Raw genomic sequence first — 17852 nt, 5'->3', positions numbered from 1 at the left:
ATCCGGCCTTGGTTGTTACAACGCGTTCAATCAGAGCAGCAAGCGAGCACGGATAGTGCCGGCAATCGCCTTCATACGTTGCAGTGCCGCGTCGGCACGTTCGGTTTCAGCTTCGATGTCGATAACCACGTAGCCGATTTCCGGACCGGTTTGCAGGTACTGCGCAGCGATGTTCACCCCTTCTTCAGCGAAGATCTGGTTAATCTGCGTCAGTACGCCAGGGCGGTTTTCATGGATGTGCAACAGACGGCTGGCATTAGGGCCATGCGCCGGCAGTGACACTTCCGGGAAGTTAACCGCCGACAGGGTCGAACCGTTGTCGGAGTATTTCGCCAGCTTACCGGCTACTTCGTCACCGATGTTCTCCTGCGCTTCCTGAGTCGAACCGCCAATGTGCGGGGTCAGGATCACGTTATCGAACTCGCACAACGGTGAGTTGAACGGCTCACTGTTGGTCGCAGGTTCTTCCGGGAAGACATCGATCGCCGCACCGGCCAAATGCTTGCTGGCCAATACTTTGCACAGTTCAGGAATATCCACCACGGTACCGCGCGAGGCGTTGATCAGAATTGAGCCCGGCTTCATCAGTGCCAGCTCTTCTGCGCCCATCATATTCTTGGTCGACAGGGTTTCCGGCACGTGCAGCGTCACTACGTCGCTCATGTTGAGCAAATCGGACAGGTGGCGTACCTGTTGGGCATTGCCCAACGGCAGCTTGTTCTCGATATCGTAGAAGAACACTTTCATGCCCAGGCCTTCGGCCAGGATACCCAACTGGGTGCCGATATGGCCGTAGCCGATAATCCCCAGCTTCTTGCCGCGTGCCTCAAACGAGCCTACGGCCAGTTTCTGCCATTCACCGCGGTGTGCCTTGGCGTTGGCGGACGGAATGCCGCGCAGCATCAGCAGCAACTCGCCCAGCACCATTTCGGCCACGGATCGGGTATTAGAGAAAGGTGCGTTAAACACCGGAACGCCGCGCTTGGTCGCCGCCTTCAGATCAACCTGGTTAGTACCGATACAGAAACACCCTACCGCCACCAGCTTTTCTGCAGCGGCGAAAACCTCTTCGGACAGATGTGTACGCGATCGGATGCCGACGAAGTGAGCATCGCGGATCGATGCCTTAAGCGATTCGGTGTCTAACGCACCTTTGTGATATTCAATGTTGGTATATCCGGCTGCCAGCAGATTATCTACCGTGCTCTGATGAACCCCTTCCACCAACAGGAATTTAATCCTGTCTTTCTCCAATGATACTTTTGCCATTTACCCGACCCTATGTTCAGACTTCAGAAGCGGCTGTTGTGAAACAGCACGTATCCAACATAACAAAAATAACGCAGGCGGCAATACAAACGATTGCCCGCCCGTCAGGACAAGGCTCAGCGTTGTTGCTGGTTTCTGGCAGAAAATGCCATAGGGAAAGAAATAGGCAGAAGCTTCGTGGAGCTATCGCTCGTAATGTGACATATGTCACCAAATTTGGCGCTTTTAATAAAAGATATTTTAACCAGTGAATTATGCGGCCCGGTGGGATCCAAGACCGCATACCTGTAGAGGACTCTACATTAGCCGATGACCTTCACGCCATCAGGCGTGCCGACCAGCGCCACATCGGCGCCACGGTTGGCAAACAGCCCCACTGTCACTACACCGGCGATGCCGTTGATTTTGTTTTCCAGCGCAATGGCGTCGATGATGCTCAGGTTATGCACATCCAGGATCACATTGCCGTTATCGGTCAGGACATTCTGACGATACTCCGGCAGTCCGCCCAGCTTCACCAGCTCACGCGCCACGTAGGAGCGTGCCATTGGGATCACTTCTACCGGCAGCGGGAATTTACCCAGCACGTCAACCTGTTTGGTGGAATCAACAATACAGATAAACTTGCGCGCGATGGCGGCAATGATTTTTTCACGCGTCAGCGCAGCGCCGCCGCCTTTGATCATCTGCATCTGGCGGTTGATTTCATCCGCACCGTCGACATAAATATCCAGCGAATCCACTTCGTTGCTGTCGAACACGTGGATGCCGAGACTTTTCAGCTTGGCGGTGGAGGCGTCGGAGCTGGACACCGCGCCTTCGATCTGGTGTTTGATCGAGCCGAGCGCGTCAATAAAGTGGGCGGCGGTCGAGCCGGTACCCACCCCGACGATGGTGCCCGGGGTCACGTAATCCAGCGCTGCCCAGCCAACCGCTTTTTTCAGTTCATCCTGCGTCATAATATGTCCATTGCCTCTGTACGAAAACGTGTGCGTATTATAGGGTAAATCGCTATTTTTCACTTAGGCAGGATCACACTTCTTCACCCCGAGCCGCATTTTTAGGCGCGCCGCGGCAAGATGGCCCGGTGATTTTCCACCTGTAAAACACCAGAGATGTGGCATAGTGCCAGTATCAATTTACTTTAAGGGATATCTTTCCGATGAAACGCCCAGACTATCGAACGCTACAAGCGCTGGACGCGGTGATCCGTGAGCGTGGCTTTGAGCGCGCCGCGCAAAAACTTTGCATCACACAATCGGCAGTATCCCAGCGCATCAAGCAGTTGGAAAACCTGTTTGGCCAACCGTTGTTGGTGCGTACCGTACCGCCACGCCCGACCGAACAGGGTCAGAAGCTGTTGGCGCTGCTGCACCAGGTAGAATTGCTGGAAGAAGAGTGGCTGGGCAACGACACCGGCATTGATACGCCGCTGCTGCTGTCGCTGGCGGTTAACGCCGACAGTCTGGCAACCTGGCTGCTGCCGGCGCTGAAACCGGTGCTGACCGATTCCCCGATCCGCCTGAACCTGCAGGTAGAAGACGAAACCCGGACTCAGGAACGCCTGCGCCGCGGTGAAGTAGTGGGTGCGGTGAGTATCCAGCCGCAGCCACTGCCAAGCTGTCTGGTGGACCAACTGGGCGCGCTGGATTATCTGTTTGTCGCCTCGAAAGGTTTTGCCGAGCGCTACTTCCCAAACGGGGTTACGCGATCCGCGCTGCTGAAAGCACCGGCGGTGGCATTCGACCATCTCGACGACATGCACCAGGCTTTCCTGCAGCAGAACTTTGATCTGTCGCCAGGTAGCGTGCCCTGCCATATCGTCAACTCATCGGAAGCCTTCGTGCAGTTGGCGCGTCAGGGCACCACCTGCTGTATGATCCCGCATCTGCAGATTGAGAAAGAGTTGGCTTCGGGCGAACTGATCGATCTGACGCCGGGCCTGTTCCAGCGCCGCATGCTGTTCTGGCACCGCTTCGCGCCGGAGAGCCGCATGATGCGTAAAGTGACCGATGCCCTGCTGGAGCATGGTCGCCAGGTTCTGCGCCAGGATTAAATAGAAAAGGTTGCTGTTCAGGTTGTTTTTAAGCCCGAGATACCCGGGCCTAGCGCACCGAGGGGCGCTCCGGCAGCTAAAGCTGCTACGACCCCATCGGCACGCTCTCCCTAATAACGGGCTTTATCAGTAGTCTGAAAGACCCATCTTATACCCTAAATAATTGGAGTTGCATCAAGGCGGCCAAGGCAGGAGTCCCCAGGAGCTTACTCAAGTAAGTAACTGGGGTGACTGCCTGCAGCCAACACAGATGCAGCTTCAAGTATGACGGGTATATTATTGCGCCGCGTTGCGCTGCAGCTCAAACACTACATCCACCTGATCGTCAAAGTGAATGCTTTGCTGTTCGTAGGTTTGCGCCGCGTCGCTTTCCGCCGCTGCACCCGCCGATTTATACATGCGTGCTACCGGCATCGGCTGGTAGTTGGCAACGTGATAACGAATGCTGTAAACCGGCCCCAGCTTGGCGTTAAAGCCTTTCGCCAGTGAAGCGGCCTGCTGAGTGGCGTTCTCAATGGCTTTCTGACGCGCCTGCTCACGGTAAACGTCCGGTTTCGCCACGCCCAGCTCAACGGCGCGGATCTCATTCAGCCCGGATTTCAACGCGCCGTCCAGCAGCTCGTTCAACTTATCCAACTGACGCAGCGTCACCTGTACCTGGCGTACCGCACGGTAGCCTTTCAGCACCGATTCACCGGTTTTCAGATAATCATATTCCGGCTGGGTGCGCAGGTTGGCAGCGCTGATGTCTTTCTTCTCAATGTTATTTTTCTGCAGGAAATCAAAATATTGCGCTACGCGCTCATCAACCTGCTTCTTCGCCTGTGCGGCGTCTTTGGAAGAGACGCTGACCTCGATCGCCAGGGTGGCGATGTCTGGAATTGCGTCGACGCTGGATGTGCCCGAGGTCACCACGTGCGGCCCTTCCGGCACTTCCGCCGCTTGCAGCGCCAGAGGTAACGTCCCTAATCCAACCATTGCGGCCATAGCCAATGCTTTAAGCTTCACAGTGTCTCCTTGATGACAGGCTGTAACTGATTACCGGCCTTTCTCTACTGAGAACAGCCGGTTCCTTGGCATCAAACGTAGCATATTGCACGGGCTTTTGAATTCGGATTAGTGACAAATTCTTATAAACTTGCCCCCTGCCAGGCCAACTGCAAAGCGATGCCCCACATCACCACGCCGACCAGCGTATTGATGATGCGTTGTGCCATTTGGGTGTTCAGCCAGGGCGCCAGCCAGGAAGCCAACAACGCCAGCGCGAAGAACCAAACGATGGAAGCGCTCACCGCACCCAACGCAAACCAGGAACGAACATCCGGCGTCAGTTGGCCGCCCAGGCTGCCCAGCACCACAAAGGTATCGAGATAAACATGTGGATTCAGCCAGGTCACCGCCAGCATGGTGACCACCAGCCGCCAGCGGCTCTGCTTCAGTTCCTCAGCGGTTGCCATCGCCAGTTGCCTGCTGAATGCTGTGCGAAACGCACCCCAGCCGTACCACAGCAAAAAGGCGACGCCGCCCCAGGTCACCAGTGCCAATAACAACGGCGAACGGCTCAGCAAGGCGCTGCCACCGAAAATACCCCCGCAGATCAGCACAATATCACTCAGCGCACACAGCGACGCGACCATCAGGTGGTACTGACGGCGAATACCCTGATTCATAACAAAAACGTTTTGCGGGCCCAGCGGCAGGATCATCGCGGCACTCAGGGCAAAGCCCTGTAAAAAGACAGCTAGCATGGTATTCCTCACAGAGAACAAAGCGCCGGGCAGCGGCGCGTATCGGTCAATACGCGCATCATAGGAGGAAAAAATTATTAGGTGAAATTGATATTTCTAATCAACTATCAGCAATGCTAATAGTCAGGCCGGAGTAACAAACCCCAGCTCCTGAGAAATGCGCTGCGCGGTCGCCAGCACCGGCTTAATCAGCGCTTTGACGCCAATCTGCTGCAGCTTGGCTGTCGGTAGCGAAACCGACACCGCATAGGGCACCCGCTGCTGAATATCAAACACCGGCGCCGCCACGCAGGACACTCCCAGCTCATTCTCTTCGCGATCCATCGCCATACCGCGCAGGCGGATATCGGCCAGCTCTTCATACATCTTCGGCAGTTCGGTGATGGTATTGCGTGTCAGCGTCTGGATCTCATGCTGATGGGTTTGCCAGTAACGATCGGGATAATCACTGTTGCCGTAGGCCATAAAAATCTTGCCCATCGCCGAGCAGTACAGCGGCATATGCTGGCCGATATAGGCACGGGTACGCATCATGCCGGTAGTCGGCTCCAGCTTGTAGATCAAAATGACGTGGTCGTCTTCGCGGCTAGAGAAGTTGACCGTCTCCCCCACTTCCAGATTGAGCTGCTCCAGGTGCGGCGCAGCGACATGGATAATATTCAGCGAGGAAAGCGCCTTCTGACCGATAGAAATAAACTTGGTGGTCAGGCGATAGCTGCCGGGCGACGGGGCCTGGGTGACATAGCCGCTGGTATGCAGCCCTTGCAGCAGGCGGTGGACGGTACTTTTGTTCATGCCGGCCAACTCAGACAGGTGCGCCAGTGGGCAGCCGTTAGGGAAGTTGCTCAGGATCTCAATCAGTTGCAAACCGCGGAACAGGCTTTGGCTGCCCAGGGGTTTGTCTTTCTTGTCATCTTTCTCGTCGACAGCTTTCAGGCTCATAGCGCAATTTCTCCAGTGTCGAGCCGCCAGCCAACGCCACGGCGTGGTAAACGGACCCTTTGCCGGGAATGTTACCCCAAGGCCCGCATCAGGTGAAGACGGAACGCCGTTTCATTGTCGGTAGCAGGTTAAAAATCCGCAACATTCCGCTAACTTCCGAAGTGAGTTGTGCGTCACAATTCCGCAAAGATATAAATAACCAATTGTTTTAAAAAGATAATTAAAACCCCTTCGGCTTTGCTTTAGATCGGCAATCGGCATATTATTTTTGAAATTGAATTTCGCATATTGAAATTTAAAGGCGATATAACCACCAATCAGCATCTCGCGGATCGCGGATGCAGGGACCAGGGGCGCATCACATGACACCAGATAATGCGGAACAACCCATTCTTAGCCTCAGCCATATCGTTAAACGCTTTGGCGGCAACGTCGCGGTAAATGACGTCAGCCTGCAGGTGATGCCGGGCGAAGTCCTGGCCCTGCTGGGCGAAAATGGCGCGGGCAAATCGACGCTGATCAAAGTACTGGCCGGGGTTTACCCACGCGACGGTGGCGATATTCAGTTTCAAGGGGCCAGCATAGCCTCCGCCGCGGCAATAAAAAGTGACAGCCGCCAGCCTATTGCCTTTATTCATCAGGATCTCGGGCTGATCGAGTGGATGACGGTGGCGGAAAATATGGCGCTGGTGATGGGTTTCCCGCGCCGCTTCGGTCTGATTGACTGGCGTGCCAACCGTCGCCGCGCCGTTCAGGCACTGCAGGATGTCGGCATAGAGCTGGATCCCGATGCCAGGGTTTTTGAGCTGTCACGCACCGAAAAATCGCTGCTGGCGATCGCCCGAGCGGTCGCGGTTAACGCCGAACTGCTGGTGCTGGATGAACCCACCGCGTCCTTGCCCGCCAACGATGTGCGCCATTTGTTCGCAGTGATTAACCGGCTACGTGCCAAAAAGGTCGGCATGATTTACGTCACCCACCGGCTGGATGAAGTGATCGAGATCGCCGATCGGGTGTGTGTCATGCGCGACGGACGTTACGTGGCGGGCGGCAATACTGCTGACTACTCGCTGCGCGATCTGGTGCAGATGATCGTGGGTGAAGCGATGGCAGACGATCAGCGTGAACCCTTACCGGAGGATCGTCCACCGGTGCTACAGCTCAATAACGTGGCGGTAGGCGATATCGGCCCGGTCAGCTTCACTCTGCAGCCTGGGGAAATGCTGGCGCTGGCGGGGTTGCGCGGTGCCGGTCAGGAAGAGATTGGCCGGTTGCTGTTCGGCCTGCGTCACGCCGATGAAGGCGAAATTCGTTTTCGCGACCAGCCTTACACCGCCAGCAGCCCACAGCAAGCCATGGCCTGCGGCGTCTCGCTGGTTGCGGGCGACCGCACCGGCGAAAGCCTGGTGATGTCGATGAGCGTGCGTGAAAACCTGTTTATCAACCCTGTGGCCAGCGGCCACAAACTGCTGTCACGCTACAGCCGCCGGGCCGAAATTGGCGCCAGTTGGTGGAAAGTCCAATTGTTCGACGTGCGGCCCAAGGACGTCAATATCGATATCAGCGCCCTGTCCGGCGGTAACCAGCAAAAGGTGGTGATGGCACGCTGGATGCACCTGGGCACCCCGCTGCTGATCCTGGAAGACCCCACCGCCGGCGTCGACGTGGGCGCACGGGCGGAAATTTATCATCTATTAAATAAATCCCTGGAAGCAGGCGTGGCGGTATTGGTGATCTCCAACGACTTTGAGGAGATCGCCCATATCTGCAACCGCGCACTGGTGTTTAACCGGGGAAAAGTGGTCGGCGAGCTGAAAAATCAGCAGGTGTCATTCGCCAATTTATTGGAACTGGCCTCCGCCAGCTCCGGGGAAACCCTCGCGACAACGTTAGAATCTGAGGTGGGTCATGTCTAAAACATCTGTTAAATCAACGGCACTGGAGCAAAGAGTCAGCCTGTCACAGGACGGTACCGGCCCGTGGCTGATGCAGGTTCTCACCCGCTACGGCCTGCTGCTGCTGTGCATTGCGCTGGTGATCCTGTTTTCGCTGATCTCTCCCTCTTTCGCCTCGATGCTAACGCTGCAGGCGATCCTCTCCAGCAAGGCCAAGATCGCCCTGTTGGCGCTGGCGGCGACCATCCCGATGATCGTCGGCAAGATTGACCTTAACGTCGGCTTCGGCATCGTGCTGTGGCATATCCTGGCCATCACGCTACAGGTGGAATACGGCTTTTCGTGGCAGATGGCGGTGCTGACGGTGCTGGTACTCTCCGCGCTGTACGGCCTGTTGAACGGCATTCTGGTGGCGCTGGCGGATATCGACAGCTTTGTCGCCACCCTGGGATCCGGCACCGTACTTTACGCCATTGCGCTGTGGCACTCCGGCGGGCGACAGATCGTCGGCGATCTGCCTGACGCCTTTACCGCCTTGCACCACACCGAGATCGGCGGGATCCCGATCGTGGCCTTCTACGTGTTGATCGTCGCGGTGGTGCTGTGGTTGATCACCGAACACACCCCACTGGGCCGTTGCATGTACGCGGTGGGCGGTAACCCGGCGGCCGCGCGGCTGAATGGCATTTCGGTCAATCGCTTCACCATCGGCGCCTTTATTGCCTCCAGCGTGCTGACCGGCTTTAGCGGAGTGTTGATCGCCGCCGAGCAAGGGGTTGGCCAGGCCAGCGTCGGCATGGACTACCTGTTACCGGCGCTGGTTGGCGCCTTCCTCGGCAGCACCACTATTCGTCCCGGCCGGGTTAACGTCTGGGGCACCGTAGTCGGCATCGCCATACTGGCCATCGGCATCGCCGGTATCCAGCAGTTCGGCGGCGAATTCTGGGTCGAACCGCTGTTTAACGGCGCGACGCTGTTGCTGTCGATCACCCTGGCGGGCTATGCCCAGCGCCGCCGGTTACTCAACCAAAAAGCGGTACAACGCAGCCCAGCCACTCCGGCTGATAAAAATAACCAAAAAGCGATCAATCCTTAACCAGGAGTTCACCCTATGAAACGTCTTTGGATATTACCGACTACCCTGCTCCTGGCTGGCGCGGCCTCATCCGCCTGGGCCGATGCCTATCTTGATCAGGCTACGGCGGCGGTCACCAAGGCCACTGCCAGCGTGACCCAATGGGACGGGCCAACCAGCGGACCGAAGTTACAGGCCAACAAGAAAATCATTTTTATCGCTTCGGACATGAAAAACGGCGGCGTGCAGGGCGTGCAGGAAGGGCTGAGTGAAGCGGCGAAAGCGGCCGGCTGGAAATTGGAAACCCTGGACGGCGGCGGCTCGGTAAAAGATCAGCTGGCGTCGCTGAACCAGGCGATTGCCCAGAAGCCGGACGGCATCGTCATCGGCGGCTGGAACCCGAACGTGGCCAAGATCCCGCTGAAGAAAGCCATCCAGCAAGGGATCGTGCTGACCGCCTGGCACGCGGTGCCTGAGCCGGGGCCAATCGCCAAATACAACGTATTTTACAATGTCACCTCCGATTCCAACGAAGTGGCGCGCATCGCTGCCCAGTATGCGGTGGTGCAGTCCGGCGGCAAGGCCAGCGTGCTGATCTTTACCGATTCGCTGTACCAAATCGCGTTGGACAAGGCCAATGTGATGAAAGAGGAAATCGGTAAATGCAGCGGCTGCAAGGTGGTTGAGTTTATTGACACCCCGCTGGCCGATACCGCTAACCGCATGCCAACCATGACCTTCAGCCTGCTGCAAAAATACGGCGACCAGTTCCAGTACGCGCTGGCCATCAACGATCTGTATTTTGATTTCATGGCACCGGCGCTGAAAACCGCCGGTAAAGGCGGCAAAAATGCGCCCTACAGCATCTCCGCCGGCGACGGCTCTATTTCTGCCTACCAGCGCATCCGTTCCGGGGGCAGTCAGTCGGCCACGGTACCGGAACCGCTCAAACTGCACGGCTGGCAGCTGCTGGACGAGTTCAACCGCGCCTTCGCCAAACAGCCGCCTTCCGGCTACGTTACCCCGGCGCATCTGGTGACCCGCGACAATATCACTGCCGACGGTGGCAGCAGCAACCTGTATGACCCGCAGAATGATTATCAGGGCCACTACAAAGCCATTTGGGGCGTGAAGTAAGCGGAGGTCAACATGAATGAACTGATGGCGGACCACCTGCTTGAACGCCTGTGCTCACCGGCCATTTGGGCCGAGGGGCCGGTGTGGCTGCCGCAGCAGGATGCGGTGGTGTTCAGCGATGTGAAGGGCAACCGCATGTTCCGCTGGTCGCGACAGGGGGAACTGAGCCTGTGGCGTTCCCCGTCGCATTACGCCAATGGCAATGCGCGCGACGCCGAAGGCCGGGTGGTCAGTTGCGAACACGGGCGGCGCAGCATCAGCCGCACTGAAAGTAACGGCGAGGTGCAGATACTGGTCGATCGGGTAGACGGCAAGCGTTTCAACTCCCCCAATGACCTGGTAGTTCGCTCCGACGGCACCCTTTGGTTTACCGATCCGCCCTATGGCATTACCGGTGATGAAGAGGGCTACAAGTCGGAAAGCCAGGTGATCGGCTGCTACCTCTACTGTTTTGATCCGCGCGACGGCTCGCTGAACATTGCCGCCAGCGATCTACAGCGGCCGAACGGCCTGGCGTTCTCACCGGATGAGTCGCTGCTGTATGTGGCAGACATGTCGATCGTCGATTTCCCAACCCTCGGGCGCAGTGAACTGCGGGTATATCAGGTCAACGGACGTGAACTGGAAGCCGGTCGGCGTTTCGCCCAGGTTGCCCCCGGTTTCCCGGACGGTTTTTGTGTCGACAGGGCCGGAAACCTGTTTTGCAGCTGTGCCGACGGGGTGCTGATCTTCGACAGCCAGGGTAAACCGCTCGGTAAAATCAATCTGCCGGAACGCGTCTCTAACTGCACCTTCGGCGGGCCGGACGGCAATGAGTTATACATTACCGCCACCACCTCGTTATACCGCATGGTGCTGAATACTCGCGGATAATGGGCAAAAATGAAGATCGCAGAGCGGGCCTGTTCCGCTCTGCTTTGCCACGTCTTAAACGCACCAGCAGGCCAAAACGTGCCGCCGATCACAAATTCACCAAGTTAATTTAACACACTGTTTTATATAAATAACTTTCTCCCCCCTGGCTTTGACTTCATCTAACCGCAGGTATAGCATTTATTTGAAATGTGATTTCGTATAATGAAATTTAAAGAGCATAAAACAAACAAATGCGCCGTAGCGGAGAATCAGCATGAGAGTGAGTTACCCCGATCTGAAACAGCAATTCAAACGCGTGCTACTGGCGCGAGGTGTGACGGAAGCCACCGCCGATGACTGTGCCGGTATGTTCGCCGATACCTCCGCCAGCGGCGTTTACTCCCACGGCGTTAACCGGTTTCCACGCTTTATCCAGCAGTTGGACGCGGGCGATATCGTGCCAGACGCCGAACCCAGCAAGCTGCTGTCGCTGGGTGCCATTGAACAGTGGGATGCCCATCAGGGCATCGGTAACCTCACCGCCCGCAAAATGATGGATCGCGCCATGCAGTTAGCCGACAACCACGGCATCGGCCTGGTGGCCCTGCGTAACGCCAACCATTGGATGCGCGGTGGCGGCTACGGCTGGCAAGCGGCGGAGAAAGGGTATATCGGCATTTGCTGGACCAATTCGGCAGCCGTGATGCCGCCCTGGGGGGCCAAAGAGTGCCGCATCGGCACCAACCCGTTGATCGTGGCGGTGCCGGGCAACCCGATCACCATGGTGGATATGTCGATGTCGATGTTCTCCTATGGCGCGCTGGAGCTGAACCGGCTGGCGGGCAAAACCCTGCCGGTGGACGGCGGCTTTGACAACGACGGACAGCTGACGCGCGATCCCGCCGCCATTGAAGAAAACCGGCGCATTCTGCCGATGGGCTACTGGAAAGGATCGGCGCTGTCGATCGTGCTGGATATGATCGCCACCCTGCTGTCCGGCGGATCTTCGGTGGCGGAAGTGACCGAAGACAACCGCGATGAGTACGGTGTGTCGCAGGTGTTTATCGCCATTGAGATCGAACGGCTGATCGACGGTGCCACCCGCGATGCAAAACTGCAGCGCATCATGGACTACATCACCAGCGCCGAACGCGATAACCCGGAAGTGGCTATCCGCCTGCCGGGCCATAAATTCCCGCGCATTCATGCAGAAAACATGCGTGACGGCATCCCGGTGGATGAGCGCATCTGGGCGCGCATTCAGGCGCTGTAACAGGAGAATAACCATGATCTTCGGCCATATCGCCCATACCTCACCGGAGCAGTATCCAGCACCGGTGGCTAGCGCCATCGCCTATTTGCAAAGCACCGACTTCAGCGCCCTGCCCGCCGGACGCTATCAGGATCCCGCCACCGGCTACGTGGTGCAGGTGCTGGATCTGTACACCCAGCAGCCGAGCGATCTGCGGCCTGAAGTGCACCGCAAAAATGTCGACGTGCAGTTTCTGGTCAGCGGCACCGAATTGATCGGCGTGGCGGCAGATCGCGGCGATAACCTGATCCACCAGGAGTTACTGGCGCAGCGCGACATCATTTTTTATCAGGAGGTCGCGGATGAATCCTGGTTAACCCTGCAGCCCGGTAACTTTGCGGTATTTTTCCCGCAGGACGTTCATCGCCCGGCCTGCATTAATCAACAGCCCGGCGCTATTCGTAAAGTAGTGGTGAAAATACCGCTGGAATTATTTAGCGCCTAACCGACAGCAAAGAAATTAAAGATAAAAAACATCGGCCTGCGGGCCGTTGCGGGCGCCCCTACGCCTTAAACCACCAAAACAATAAAATCTGACTCTACAGGTGTACATATGAACACTGCCTCTGTTTCTGTCACTCAAAGCCAGGCGATCCCTAAATTACGCTGGTTGCGGATCGTGCCGCCGATCCTGATTACCTGCATTATTTCCTATATGGACCGGGTGAATATCGCCTTCGCCATGCCCGGCGGCATGGATGCCGAGCTGGGTATTACCGCCTCGATGGCCGGGCTGGCCGGCGGCATCTTCTTTATCGGTTATCTGTTCCTGCAGGTGCCCGGCGGCAAGCTGGCGGTGTACGGCAACGGCAAAAAATTCATCGGCTGGTCGCTGCTGGCCTGGGCGATCATTTCAGTGCTGACCGGGCTGGTCAGTAACCAGTACCAACTGCTGTTCCTGCGCTTTGCCCTGGGCGTCTCCGAGGGCGGCATGCTGCCGGTGGTGCTGACCATGATCAGCAACTGGTTCCCGGACAAGGAACGCGGGCGCGCCAATGCCATCGTCATCATGTTCGTACCGATTGCCGGTATTCTCACCGCCCCGCTGTCCGGCTGGATCATCACCGTCTGGGACTGGCGCATGCTGTTCCTGGTGGAAGGTGCACTGTCGCTGGTAGTGATGGTGCTGTGGTATTTCACCATCAGCAACCGCCCGCAGGAGGCCAAGTGGATTTCAGCAGCGGAAAAAGACTACCTGATCAAAACGCTGCATGACGAACAACTGCTGATCAAAGGCAAAACGGTGCGCAACGCCTCGCTGCGCCGGGTTCTGGGCGACAAGATCATGTGGCAACTGATCCTGGTGAACTTCTTCTACCAGACCGGGATTTATGGCTACACCCTGTGGCTGCCCACCATCCTCAAGGGGCTGACCAACGGCAATATGGAACAGGTGGGAATGTTGGCGATCCTGCCTTATATCGGCGCCATCTTCGGCATGCTGGTGATTTCCTCACTCTCTGATCGTACCGGCAAACGCAAAATTTTCGTCGCACTGCCGCTGGCCTGCTTCGCCATCTGTATGGCGCTGTCGGTGCTGTTGAAGGATCACATCTGGTGGTCCTACGCCGCGCTGGTCGGCTGCGGCGTCTTCATCCAGGCGGCGGCCGGGGTGTTCTGGACCATTCCGCCCAAACTGTTCAACGCCGAAGTCGCCGGCGGCGCACGCGGTGTGATCAACGCACTGGGCAATCTGGGCGGCTTCTGTGGCCCCTATATGGTCGGCGTATTGATCAGCCTGTTCAGCAAGGACGTCGGCGTTTACAGCCTGGCGGTATCGCTGGCCATCGCCTCGGTGCTGGCGCTGATGCTGCCGAACAAATGTGACCAAAGTGCGAGGGCCGAATAATGGACTATTGGCTGGGACTGGACTGCGGCGGCACCTTCATTAAGGCCGGGCTGTATGACCGTCAGGGCGCTGAGCTGGGTATCGCTCGCCGCAACCTGGAGATTATCTCGCCCCAGCCCGGCTGGGCGGAACGGGAGATGCCCGCGCTGTGGCACACCGCTGCCGAGGTGATCCGTGAGTTGTTGACCCGCAACCAGATCGCTGCCGGAGATATTCAGGCGGTGGGTATCTCGGCGCAGGGCAAAGGCGCGTTTCTGCTGGACAAGCAAGGGCAGCCGCTGGGCAACGCCATGCTGTCTTCCGATCAGCGCGCCCTGACGCTGGTGCAGGAGTGGCAAAAACAGGGCATGCCGCAAGCGCTGTATCCGCAGACCCGGCAAACGCTGTGGACCGGTCACCCGGTGTCGTTACTGCGCTGGGTTCGGCAACATCAACCGGAACGTTATCGCCAGATTGGCAGCGTGCTGATGGCGCACGATTACCTGCGCCACTGCCTGACCGGCGAGCTGGCCTGTGAAGAAACCAATATTTCCGAATCCAATCTGTACCAGATGGCCGCTGGCCGCTATGACCCGGCGCTGGCACAGCTGCTGGGCATCGGCGACATCATGCCGGCACTGCCACCGCTAGTCGGTTCAGCCGAGATCGCCGGGCGAGTTAACACCGCCGCCGCGGCGGCAACCGGGCTGCTGGCGGGTACGCCGGTGGTCGGCGGGCTGTTCGACGTGGTGTCCACCGCGCTGTGTGCTGGGTTACGGGACGAAACGCGGCTCAACGCGGTAATGGGCACCTGGTCGGTCACCAGTGGCATTACCGACAAAATCACCGAGGGATTCGATTATCCGTTTGTCTATGGCCGCCACGCCGAAGCCGGTCAATACATTGTGCACGAAGCCAGCCCGACCTCGGCCGCCAACCTGGAATGGTTCTGTCGCCAATGGGGACTGCAGGACTACGCCCAGCTCAACGACTGGGTGGCAACGCTGCCGAAGGCCGACAGCAGCCTGCTGTTTGTTCCCTTCCTGTACGGCTCCAACGCCGGGCTGGGCCTGAGCGCCAGCTTCCATGGCCTGCAGGCCTTCCACCAGCGCGAACATCTGGTGCAGGCAATTTACGAAGGCGTGGTGTTCTGCCATATGACCCACCTCACCCGCATGCGGCAACGCTTCCCTGCGGCCACCGCTCTGCGCGTCACCGGTGGCCCGGCCAAATCCGCCCCCTGGATGCAGATGTTCGCCGACGTCAGTGGCCTGCCGGTGGAACTGCCGCAGGTGGAAGAAACCGGCTGCCTGGGTGCGGCCATGGCGGCGATGGTCGGCAGCGGCGCCTTCAGCGATTTCACCGCCGCCCAGCAGGCGCTGGCACCGCGTATCGAGCGGGTGCTGCCGGATATCGCCGCCGCAGAGGCTTACGGTAAAAAATATCAACGTTATCAGGCGCTGGTGGCAACGCTGCAAATGCTCAATCAACCCGGTCAGGAGGCCCTATGAGCAATAAACCGCGCCTGCAACTGGCGCTCGATCACACCCGGCTGGACGCCGCCCTGCAGACGGCAGAACGCCTGCAACCGCACGTCGACATCATCGAGGCCGGTACCATTTTATGCATCAGCGCCGGTATTCAGGCGGTGAGCGCGCTGCGTGAACGCTGCCCGCAACATACGCTGGTGGCCGACCTGAAAGTGGCCGATGCCGGCGGCACGCTGGCGCAGCAGGCCTTCAGCCACGGTGCCAACTGGATGACGGTGATCTGCGCCGCCCCGTTAGCCACCATGGCCAGTGCGCTGGAAGTGGCGCAACAACACCAGGGGGAGATCCAGATTGAGCTGTTCGGCCGCTGGACGCTGGACGACGCCCGGCAGTGGCGCGAACTCGGTATCCGCCAGGCGATCTACCACCGTGGCCGCGACGCGCAGGCCAGCGGGCAAACCTGGAGCCAACAAGATTTGGATCTGATGAAAGCCCTGTCGGATCTGGGCATTGAGCTGTCGGTCACCGGCGGCATCATACCAACCGACTTACCGCTGTTTAAAGACATCGCCGTCACCGCCTTTATCGTCGGCCGGGCGCTGGCGGAGGCCGCCGATCCGCTGGCCGCCGCCGGTCAGTTCCGCACCGTCATTGATGACATCTGGAGAAGTTGATATGCGCCAGCACCCGTTGGGAATCTATGAAAAAGCCTTGCCGAAACACCTGACCTGGCCCGAGCGGCTGGCACTGGCCAAGGCCTGCGGTTTTGATTTTGTCGAAATGTCGGTGGATGAAAGTGACGAACGGCTGGCACGCCTAAGCTGGAGCAAGGAACAGCGGCTGTCGCTGGTCAGCGCCATGCTGGAAACCGGCATCAGCATCCCGTCGATGTGCCTGTCCGGCCATCGGCGCTTTCCGTTCGGCAGCCATGACGACGCGCTGCGCCAGCGTGCCTTCGAGGTGATGGAACAGGCGATTCAACTGGCAAAGGACGTGGGTATCCGCACCATCCAGCTCGCCGGTTATGACGTCTATTACGAGCAACAGGACGAAAGCACCCTCGCCCGCTTTACCGAAGGCATGCAGTGGGCGGTCGAACGCGCCGCCGCCGCCCAGGTGATGCTGGCAGTGGAAATCATGGACACCGCGTTTATGAACTCAATCAGTAAATGGAAAGCCTGGGACGCCTGCCTGGCATCACCGTGGTTCACGGTCTATCCGGACGTCGGCAATCTCAGCGCCTGGGGCAATGACGTGGCGCAGGAGCTGGCACTGGGTATTGATCGCATCGCCGCCATCCATCTGAAAGACACCTATCCGGTCACCGAAAGCTCGCCGGGACAGTTCCGCGATGTGCCGTTTGGCGAAGGCTGTGTCGACTTCGTCGCCGTGTTCCGCACGCTGAAACAGCTTAACTATCGCGGTGCTTTCCTGATTGAAATGTGGACCGAAAAAGCCGAAGAACCGGTGGCCGAAATCGTTCAGGCACGCCGTTGGATCGAACAAAAAATGCAACAAGGGGGTATGACATGCTAACGCTGCCGCAACTGAAACAACAGGTACTGGAAGCCAACCTCGAGCTGCCGCGCCACAATCTGGTGACCTTCACCTGGGGCAACGTCAGCGCGGTGGATCGCGAATGCGGACTAGTGGTGATCAAGCCTTCCGGCGTGGAATATGAACACATGACGGCAGAGGACATGGTGGTGGTCAGTCTCGCCAGTGGGCAAACCGTCGAGGGCAGCAAAAAGCCCTCTTCGGACACCGCCACCCACCTGGCGCTGTACCGTGAATTTGCCGATATTGGCGGCATCGTGCACACCCATTCGCGCCATGCCACCATCTGGGCACAGGCCGGGCTGGACATCCCCGCCTGGGGCACCACCCACGCCGACTACTTCTACGGTGCCATTCCCTGCACCCGGCTAATGACCGAGGCCGAGATTGAGCAGGATTACGAACTGGAGACCGGCAAGGTGATTATCGATACCTTCCGTCGCCGTGGCATCAGCCCGAACGCCATTCCGGCGGTGCTGGTCAACTCACACGGCCCCTTTGCCTGGGGCAAGGACGCGCACAGCGCGGTGCACAACGCGGTGGTGCTGGAAGAAATTGCCTATATGGGGATTTTCTCGCGCCAACTGACGCCGGGCATCAACAGCATGCAACCCGCGCTGCTGGATAAACACTACCTGCGTAAGCACGGCAAGAATGCTTACTATGGGCAGTAGATTGGCCGGGATCA

Annotated in this window: 17 protein-coding genes; 12 read left to right on the top strand and 5 right to left on the bottom strand. The window is 58.2% G+C overall.

Translation table 11 applies throughout. From position 1 onward, the window contains the following. Positions 1 to 30: 30 nt before the first annotated feature. Positions 31 to 1269, bottom strand: a complete 1239-nt coding sequence (gene serA, locus OC597_RS21550) for a phosphoglycerate dehydrogenase (protein ID WP_099065321.1) — start codon at positions 1267 to 1269, stop codon at positions 31 to 33. 302 nt (positions 1270 to 1571) lie between these two features. Further along, positions 1572 to 2228 carry a ribose-5-phosphate isomerase RpiA gene (rpiA, locus tag OC597_RS21545; RefSeq protein WP_261258710.1) on the bottom strand — a complete coding sequence of 219 codons (657 nt, stop codon included), beginning with the start codon at positions 2226 to 2228 and terminating at the stop codon, positions 1572 to 1574. 203 nt (positions 2229 to 2431) lie between these two features. On the opposite strand from rpiA, the gene OC597_RS21540 reads away from it, so the two are divergent. Beyond that, entirely contained in the window at positions 2432 to 3325 is an 894-nt protein-coding gene (locus tag OC597_RS21540; RefSeq protein ID WP_012146627.1) for a LysR family transcriptional regulator ArgP, read from the top strand. Between the two features lie 276 nt (positions 3326 to 3601). Here the strand turns inward: OC597_RS21540 and OC597_RS21535 are convergent, their stop codons facing one another. From OC597_RS21535 to OC597_RS21525, 3 genes are all read right to left on the bottom strand, one after another. Then, complete coding sequence (locus tag OC597_RS21535; RefSeq protein ID WP_085118745.1) at positions 3602 to 4333, bottom strand: oxidative stress defense protein; 732 nt, start codon at positions 4331 to 4333, stop codon at positions 3602 to 3604. Positions 4334 to 4455: 122 nt separating this feature from the next. After that, positions 4456 to 5073: an arginine exporter ArgO gene (argO, locus tag OC597_RS21530; RefSeq protein ID WP_261258711.1), complete on the bottom strand. Its 618-nt coding sequence runs from the start codon at positions 5071 to 5073 to the stop codon at positions 4456 to 4458. A 123-nt stretch (positions 5074 to 5196) separates the two neighbouring features. Further along, on the bottom strand, positions 5197 to 6015 hold the full coding sequence (locus OC597_RS21525) for an IclR family transcriptional regulator (RefSeq protein ID WP_099065318.1): 819 nt from the start codon (positions 6013 to 6015) through the stop codon (positions 5197 to 5199). 362 nt (positions 6016 to 6377) lie between these two features. Between OC597_RS21525 and OC597_RS21520 the strand changes: the two genes are divergently transcribed. The 11 genes from OC597_RS21520 to araD all read left to right on the top strand — a co-directional run bounded on the left by OC597_RS21520 (position 6378) and on the right by araD (position 17838). Continuing rightward, on the top strand, positions 6378 to 7931 hold the full coding sequence (locus tag OC597_RS21520; protein ID WP_261258713.1) for a sugar ABC transporter ATP-binding protein: 1554 nt from the start codon (positions 6378 to 6380) through the stop codon (positions 7929 to 7931). Then, positions 7924 to 9006: an ABC transporter permease gene (locus OC597_RS21515; RefSeq protein ID WP_261258715.1), complete on the top strand. Its 1083-nt coding sequence runs from the start codon at positions 7924 to 7926 to the stop codon at positions 9004 to 9006. The genes OC597_RS21520 and OC597_RS21515 overlap by 8 nt, the downstream gene beginning before the upstream one ends. A gap of 15 nt (positions 9007 to 9021) precedes the next feature. Beyond that, entirely contained in the window at positions 9022 to 10122 is a 1101-nt protein-coding gene (locus OC597_RS21510; RefSeq protein WP_099065316.1) for an ABC transporter substrate-binding protein, read from the top strand. 12 nt (positions 10123 to 10134) lie between these two features. Further along, positions 10135 to 10995, top strand: a complete 861-nt coding sequence (locus OC597_RS21505; RefSeq protein WP_262210426.1) for an SMP-30/gluconolactonase/LRE family protein — start codon at positions 10135 to 10137, stop codon at positions 10993 to 10995. A gap of 256 nt (positions 10996 to 11251) precedes the next feature. Continuing rightward, positions 11252 to 12250 carry a 3-dehydro-L-gulonate 2-dehydrogenase gene (yiaK, locus tag OC597_RS21500; RefSeq protein ID WP_261258718.1) on the top strand — a complete coding sequence of 333 codons (999 nt, stop codon included), beginning with the start codon at positions 11252 to 11254 and terminating at the stop codon, positions 12248 to 12250. Between the two features lie 13 nt (positions 12251 to 12263). Then, complete coding sequence (locus OC597_RS21495) at positions 12264 to 12734, top strand: NanQ anomerase/TabA/YiaL family protein (RefSeq protein ID WP_261428345.1); 471 nt, start codon at positions 12264 to 12266, stop codon at positions 12732 to 12734. Positions 12735 to 12842: 108 nt separating this feature from the next. Next, positions 12843 to 14138 (top strand): MFS transporter, encoded by a 1296-nt coding sequence (locus OC597_RS21490; protein WP_262210424.1) that lies wholly within the window; start codon positions 12843 to 12845, stop codon positions 14136 to 14138. Beyond that, on the top strand, positions 14138 to 15628 hold the full coding sequence (locus OC597_RS21485) for an FGGY-family carbohydrate kinase (RefSeq protein ID WP_316044874.1): 1491 nt from the start codon (positions 14138 to 14140) through the stop codon (positions 15626 to 15628). Before OC597_RS21490 ends, OC597_RS21485 begins: the two co-directional genes overlap by 1 nt. After that, positions 15625 to 16281, top strand: coding sequence for a 3-keto-L-gulonate-6-phosphate decarboxylase UlaD (ulaD, locus tag OC597_RS21480; RefSeq protein WP_262210423.1), 657 nt, complete (start codon positions 15625 to 15627; stop codon positions 16279 to 16281). The genes OC597_RS21485 and ulaD overlap by 4 nt, the downstream gene beginning before the upstream one ends. Before the next feature lies 1 nt (position 16282). Next, positions 16283 to 17143 (top strand): L-ribulose-5-phosphate 3-epimerase, encoded by an 861-nt coding sequence (locus OC597_RS21475; protein ID WP_261258719.1) that lies wholly within the window; start codon positions 16283 to 16285, stop codon positions 17141 to 17143. Then, entirely contained in the window at positions 17137 to 17838 is a 702-nt protein-coding gene (araD, locus tag OC597_RS21470; RefSeq protein WP_262210421.1) for an L-ribulose-5-phosphate 4-epimerase, read from the top strand. The genes OC597_RS21475 and araD overlap by 7 nt, the downstream gene beginning before the upstream one ends. Positions 17839 to 17852 lie beyond the last annotated feature (14 nt).

The organism is Serratia proteamaculans, assembly GCF_946227095.1.
Taxonomy (GTDB): Bacteria; Pseudomonadota; Gammaproteobacteria; order Enterobacterales; family Enterobacteriaceae; genus Serratia; species Serratia proteamaculans_E.
Note: the sequence above shows the minus strand (reverse complement) of the source record. Positions and strands in the feature narration are given on the sequence as shown.

Excerpts from the sequence above, each read along its gene's own strand:
- OC597_RS21475 (WP_261258719.1), top strand. The coding sequence starts at position 16,283 with ATGCGCCAGCACCCGTTGGGAATCTATGAAAAAGCCTTGCCGAAACAC.
- OC597_RS21485 (WP_316044874.1), top strand. The coding sequence starts at position 14,138 with ATGGACTATTGGCTGGGACTGGACTGCGGCGGCACCTTCATTAAGGCC.
- OC597_RS21510 (WP_099065316.1), top strand. The coding sequence starts at position 9,022 with ATGAAACGTCTTTGGATATTACCGACTACCCTGCTCCTGGCTGGCGCG.
- OC597_RS21540 (WP_012146627.1), top strand. The coding sequence starts at position 2,432 with ATGAAACGCCCAGACTATCGAACGCTACAAGCGCTGGACGCGGTGATC.
- yiaK (WP_261258718.1), top strand. The coding sequence starts at position 11,252 with ATGAGAGTGAGTTACCCCGATCTGAAACAGCAATTCAAACGCGTGCTA.
- ulaD (WP_262210423.1), top strand. The coding sequence starts at position 15,625 with ATGAGCAATAAACCGCGCCTGCAACTGGCGCTCGATCACACCCGGCTG.
- OC597_RS21495 (WP_261428345.1), top strand. The coding sequence starts at position 12,264 with ATGATCTTCGGCCATATCGCCCATACCTCACCGGAGCAGTATCCAGCA.
- serA (WP_099065321.1), bottom strand. The coding sequence starts at position 1,269 with ATGGCAAAAGTATCATTGGAGAAAGACAGGATTAAATTCCTGTTGGTG.
- rpiA (WP_261258710.1), bottom strand. The coding sequence starts at position 2,228 with ATGACGCAGGATGAACTGAAAAAAGCGGTTGGCTGGGCAGCGCTGGAT.
- OC597_RS21490 (WP_262210424.1), top strand. The coding sequence starts at position 12,843 with ATGAACACTGCCTCTGTTTCTGTCACTCAAAGCCAGGCGATCCCTAAA.
- argO (WP_261258711.1), bottom strand. The coding sequence starts at position 5,073 with ATGCTAGCTGTCTTTTTACAGGGCTTTGCCCTGAGTGCCGCGATGATC.
- araD (WP_262210421.1), top strand. The coding sequence starts at position 17,137 with ATGCTAACGCTGCCGCAACTGAAACAACAGGTACTGGAAGCCAACCTC.
- OC597_RS21525 (WP_099065318.1), bottom strand. The coding sequence starts at position 6,015 with ATGAGCCTGAAAGCTGTCGACGAGAAAGATGACAAGAAAGACAAACCC.
- OC597_RS21515 (WP_261258715.1), top strand. The coding sequence starts at position 7,924 with ATGTCTAAAACATCTGTTAAATCAACGGCACTGGAGCAAAGAGTCAGC.
- OC597_RS21505 (WP_262210426.1), top strand. The coding sequence starts at position 10,135 with ATGAATGAACTGATGGCGGACCACCTGCTTGAACGCCTGTGCTCACCG.
- OC597_RS21520 (WP_261258713.1), top strand. The coding sequence starts at position 6,378 with ATGACACCAGATAATGCGGAACAACCCATTCTTAGCCTCAGCCATATC.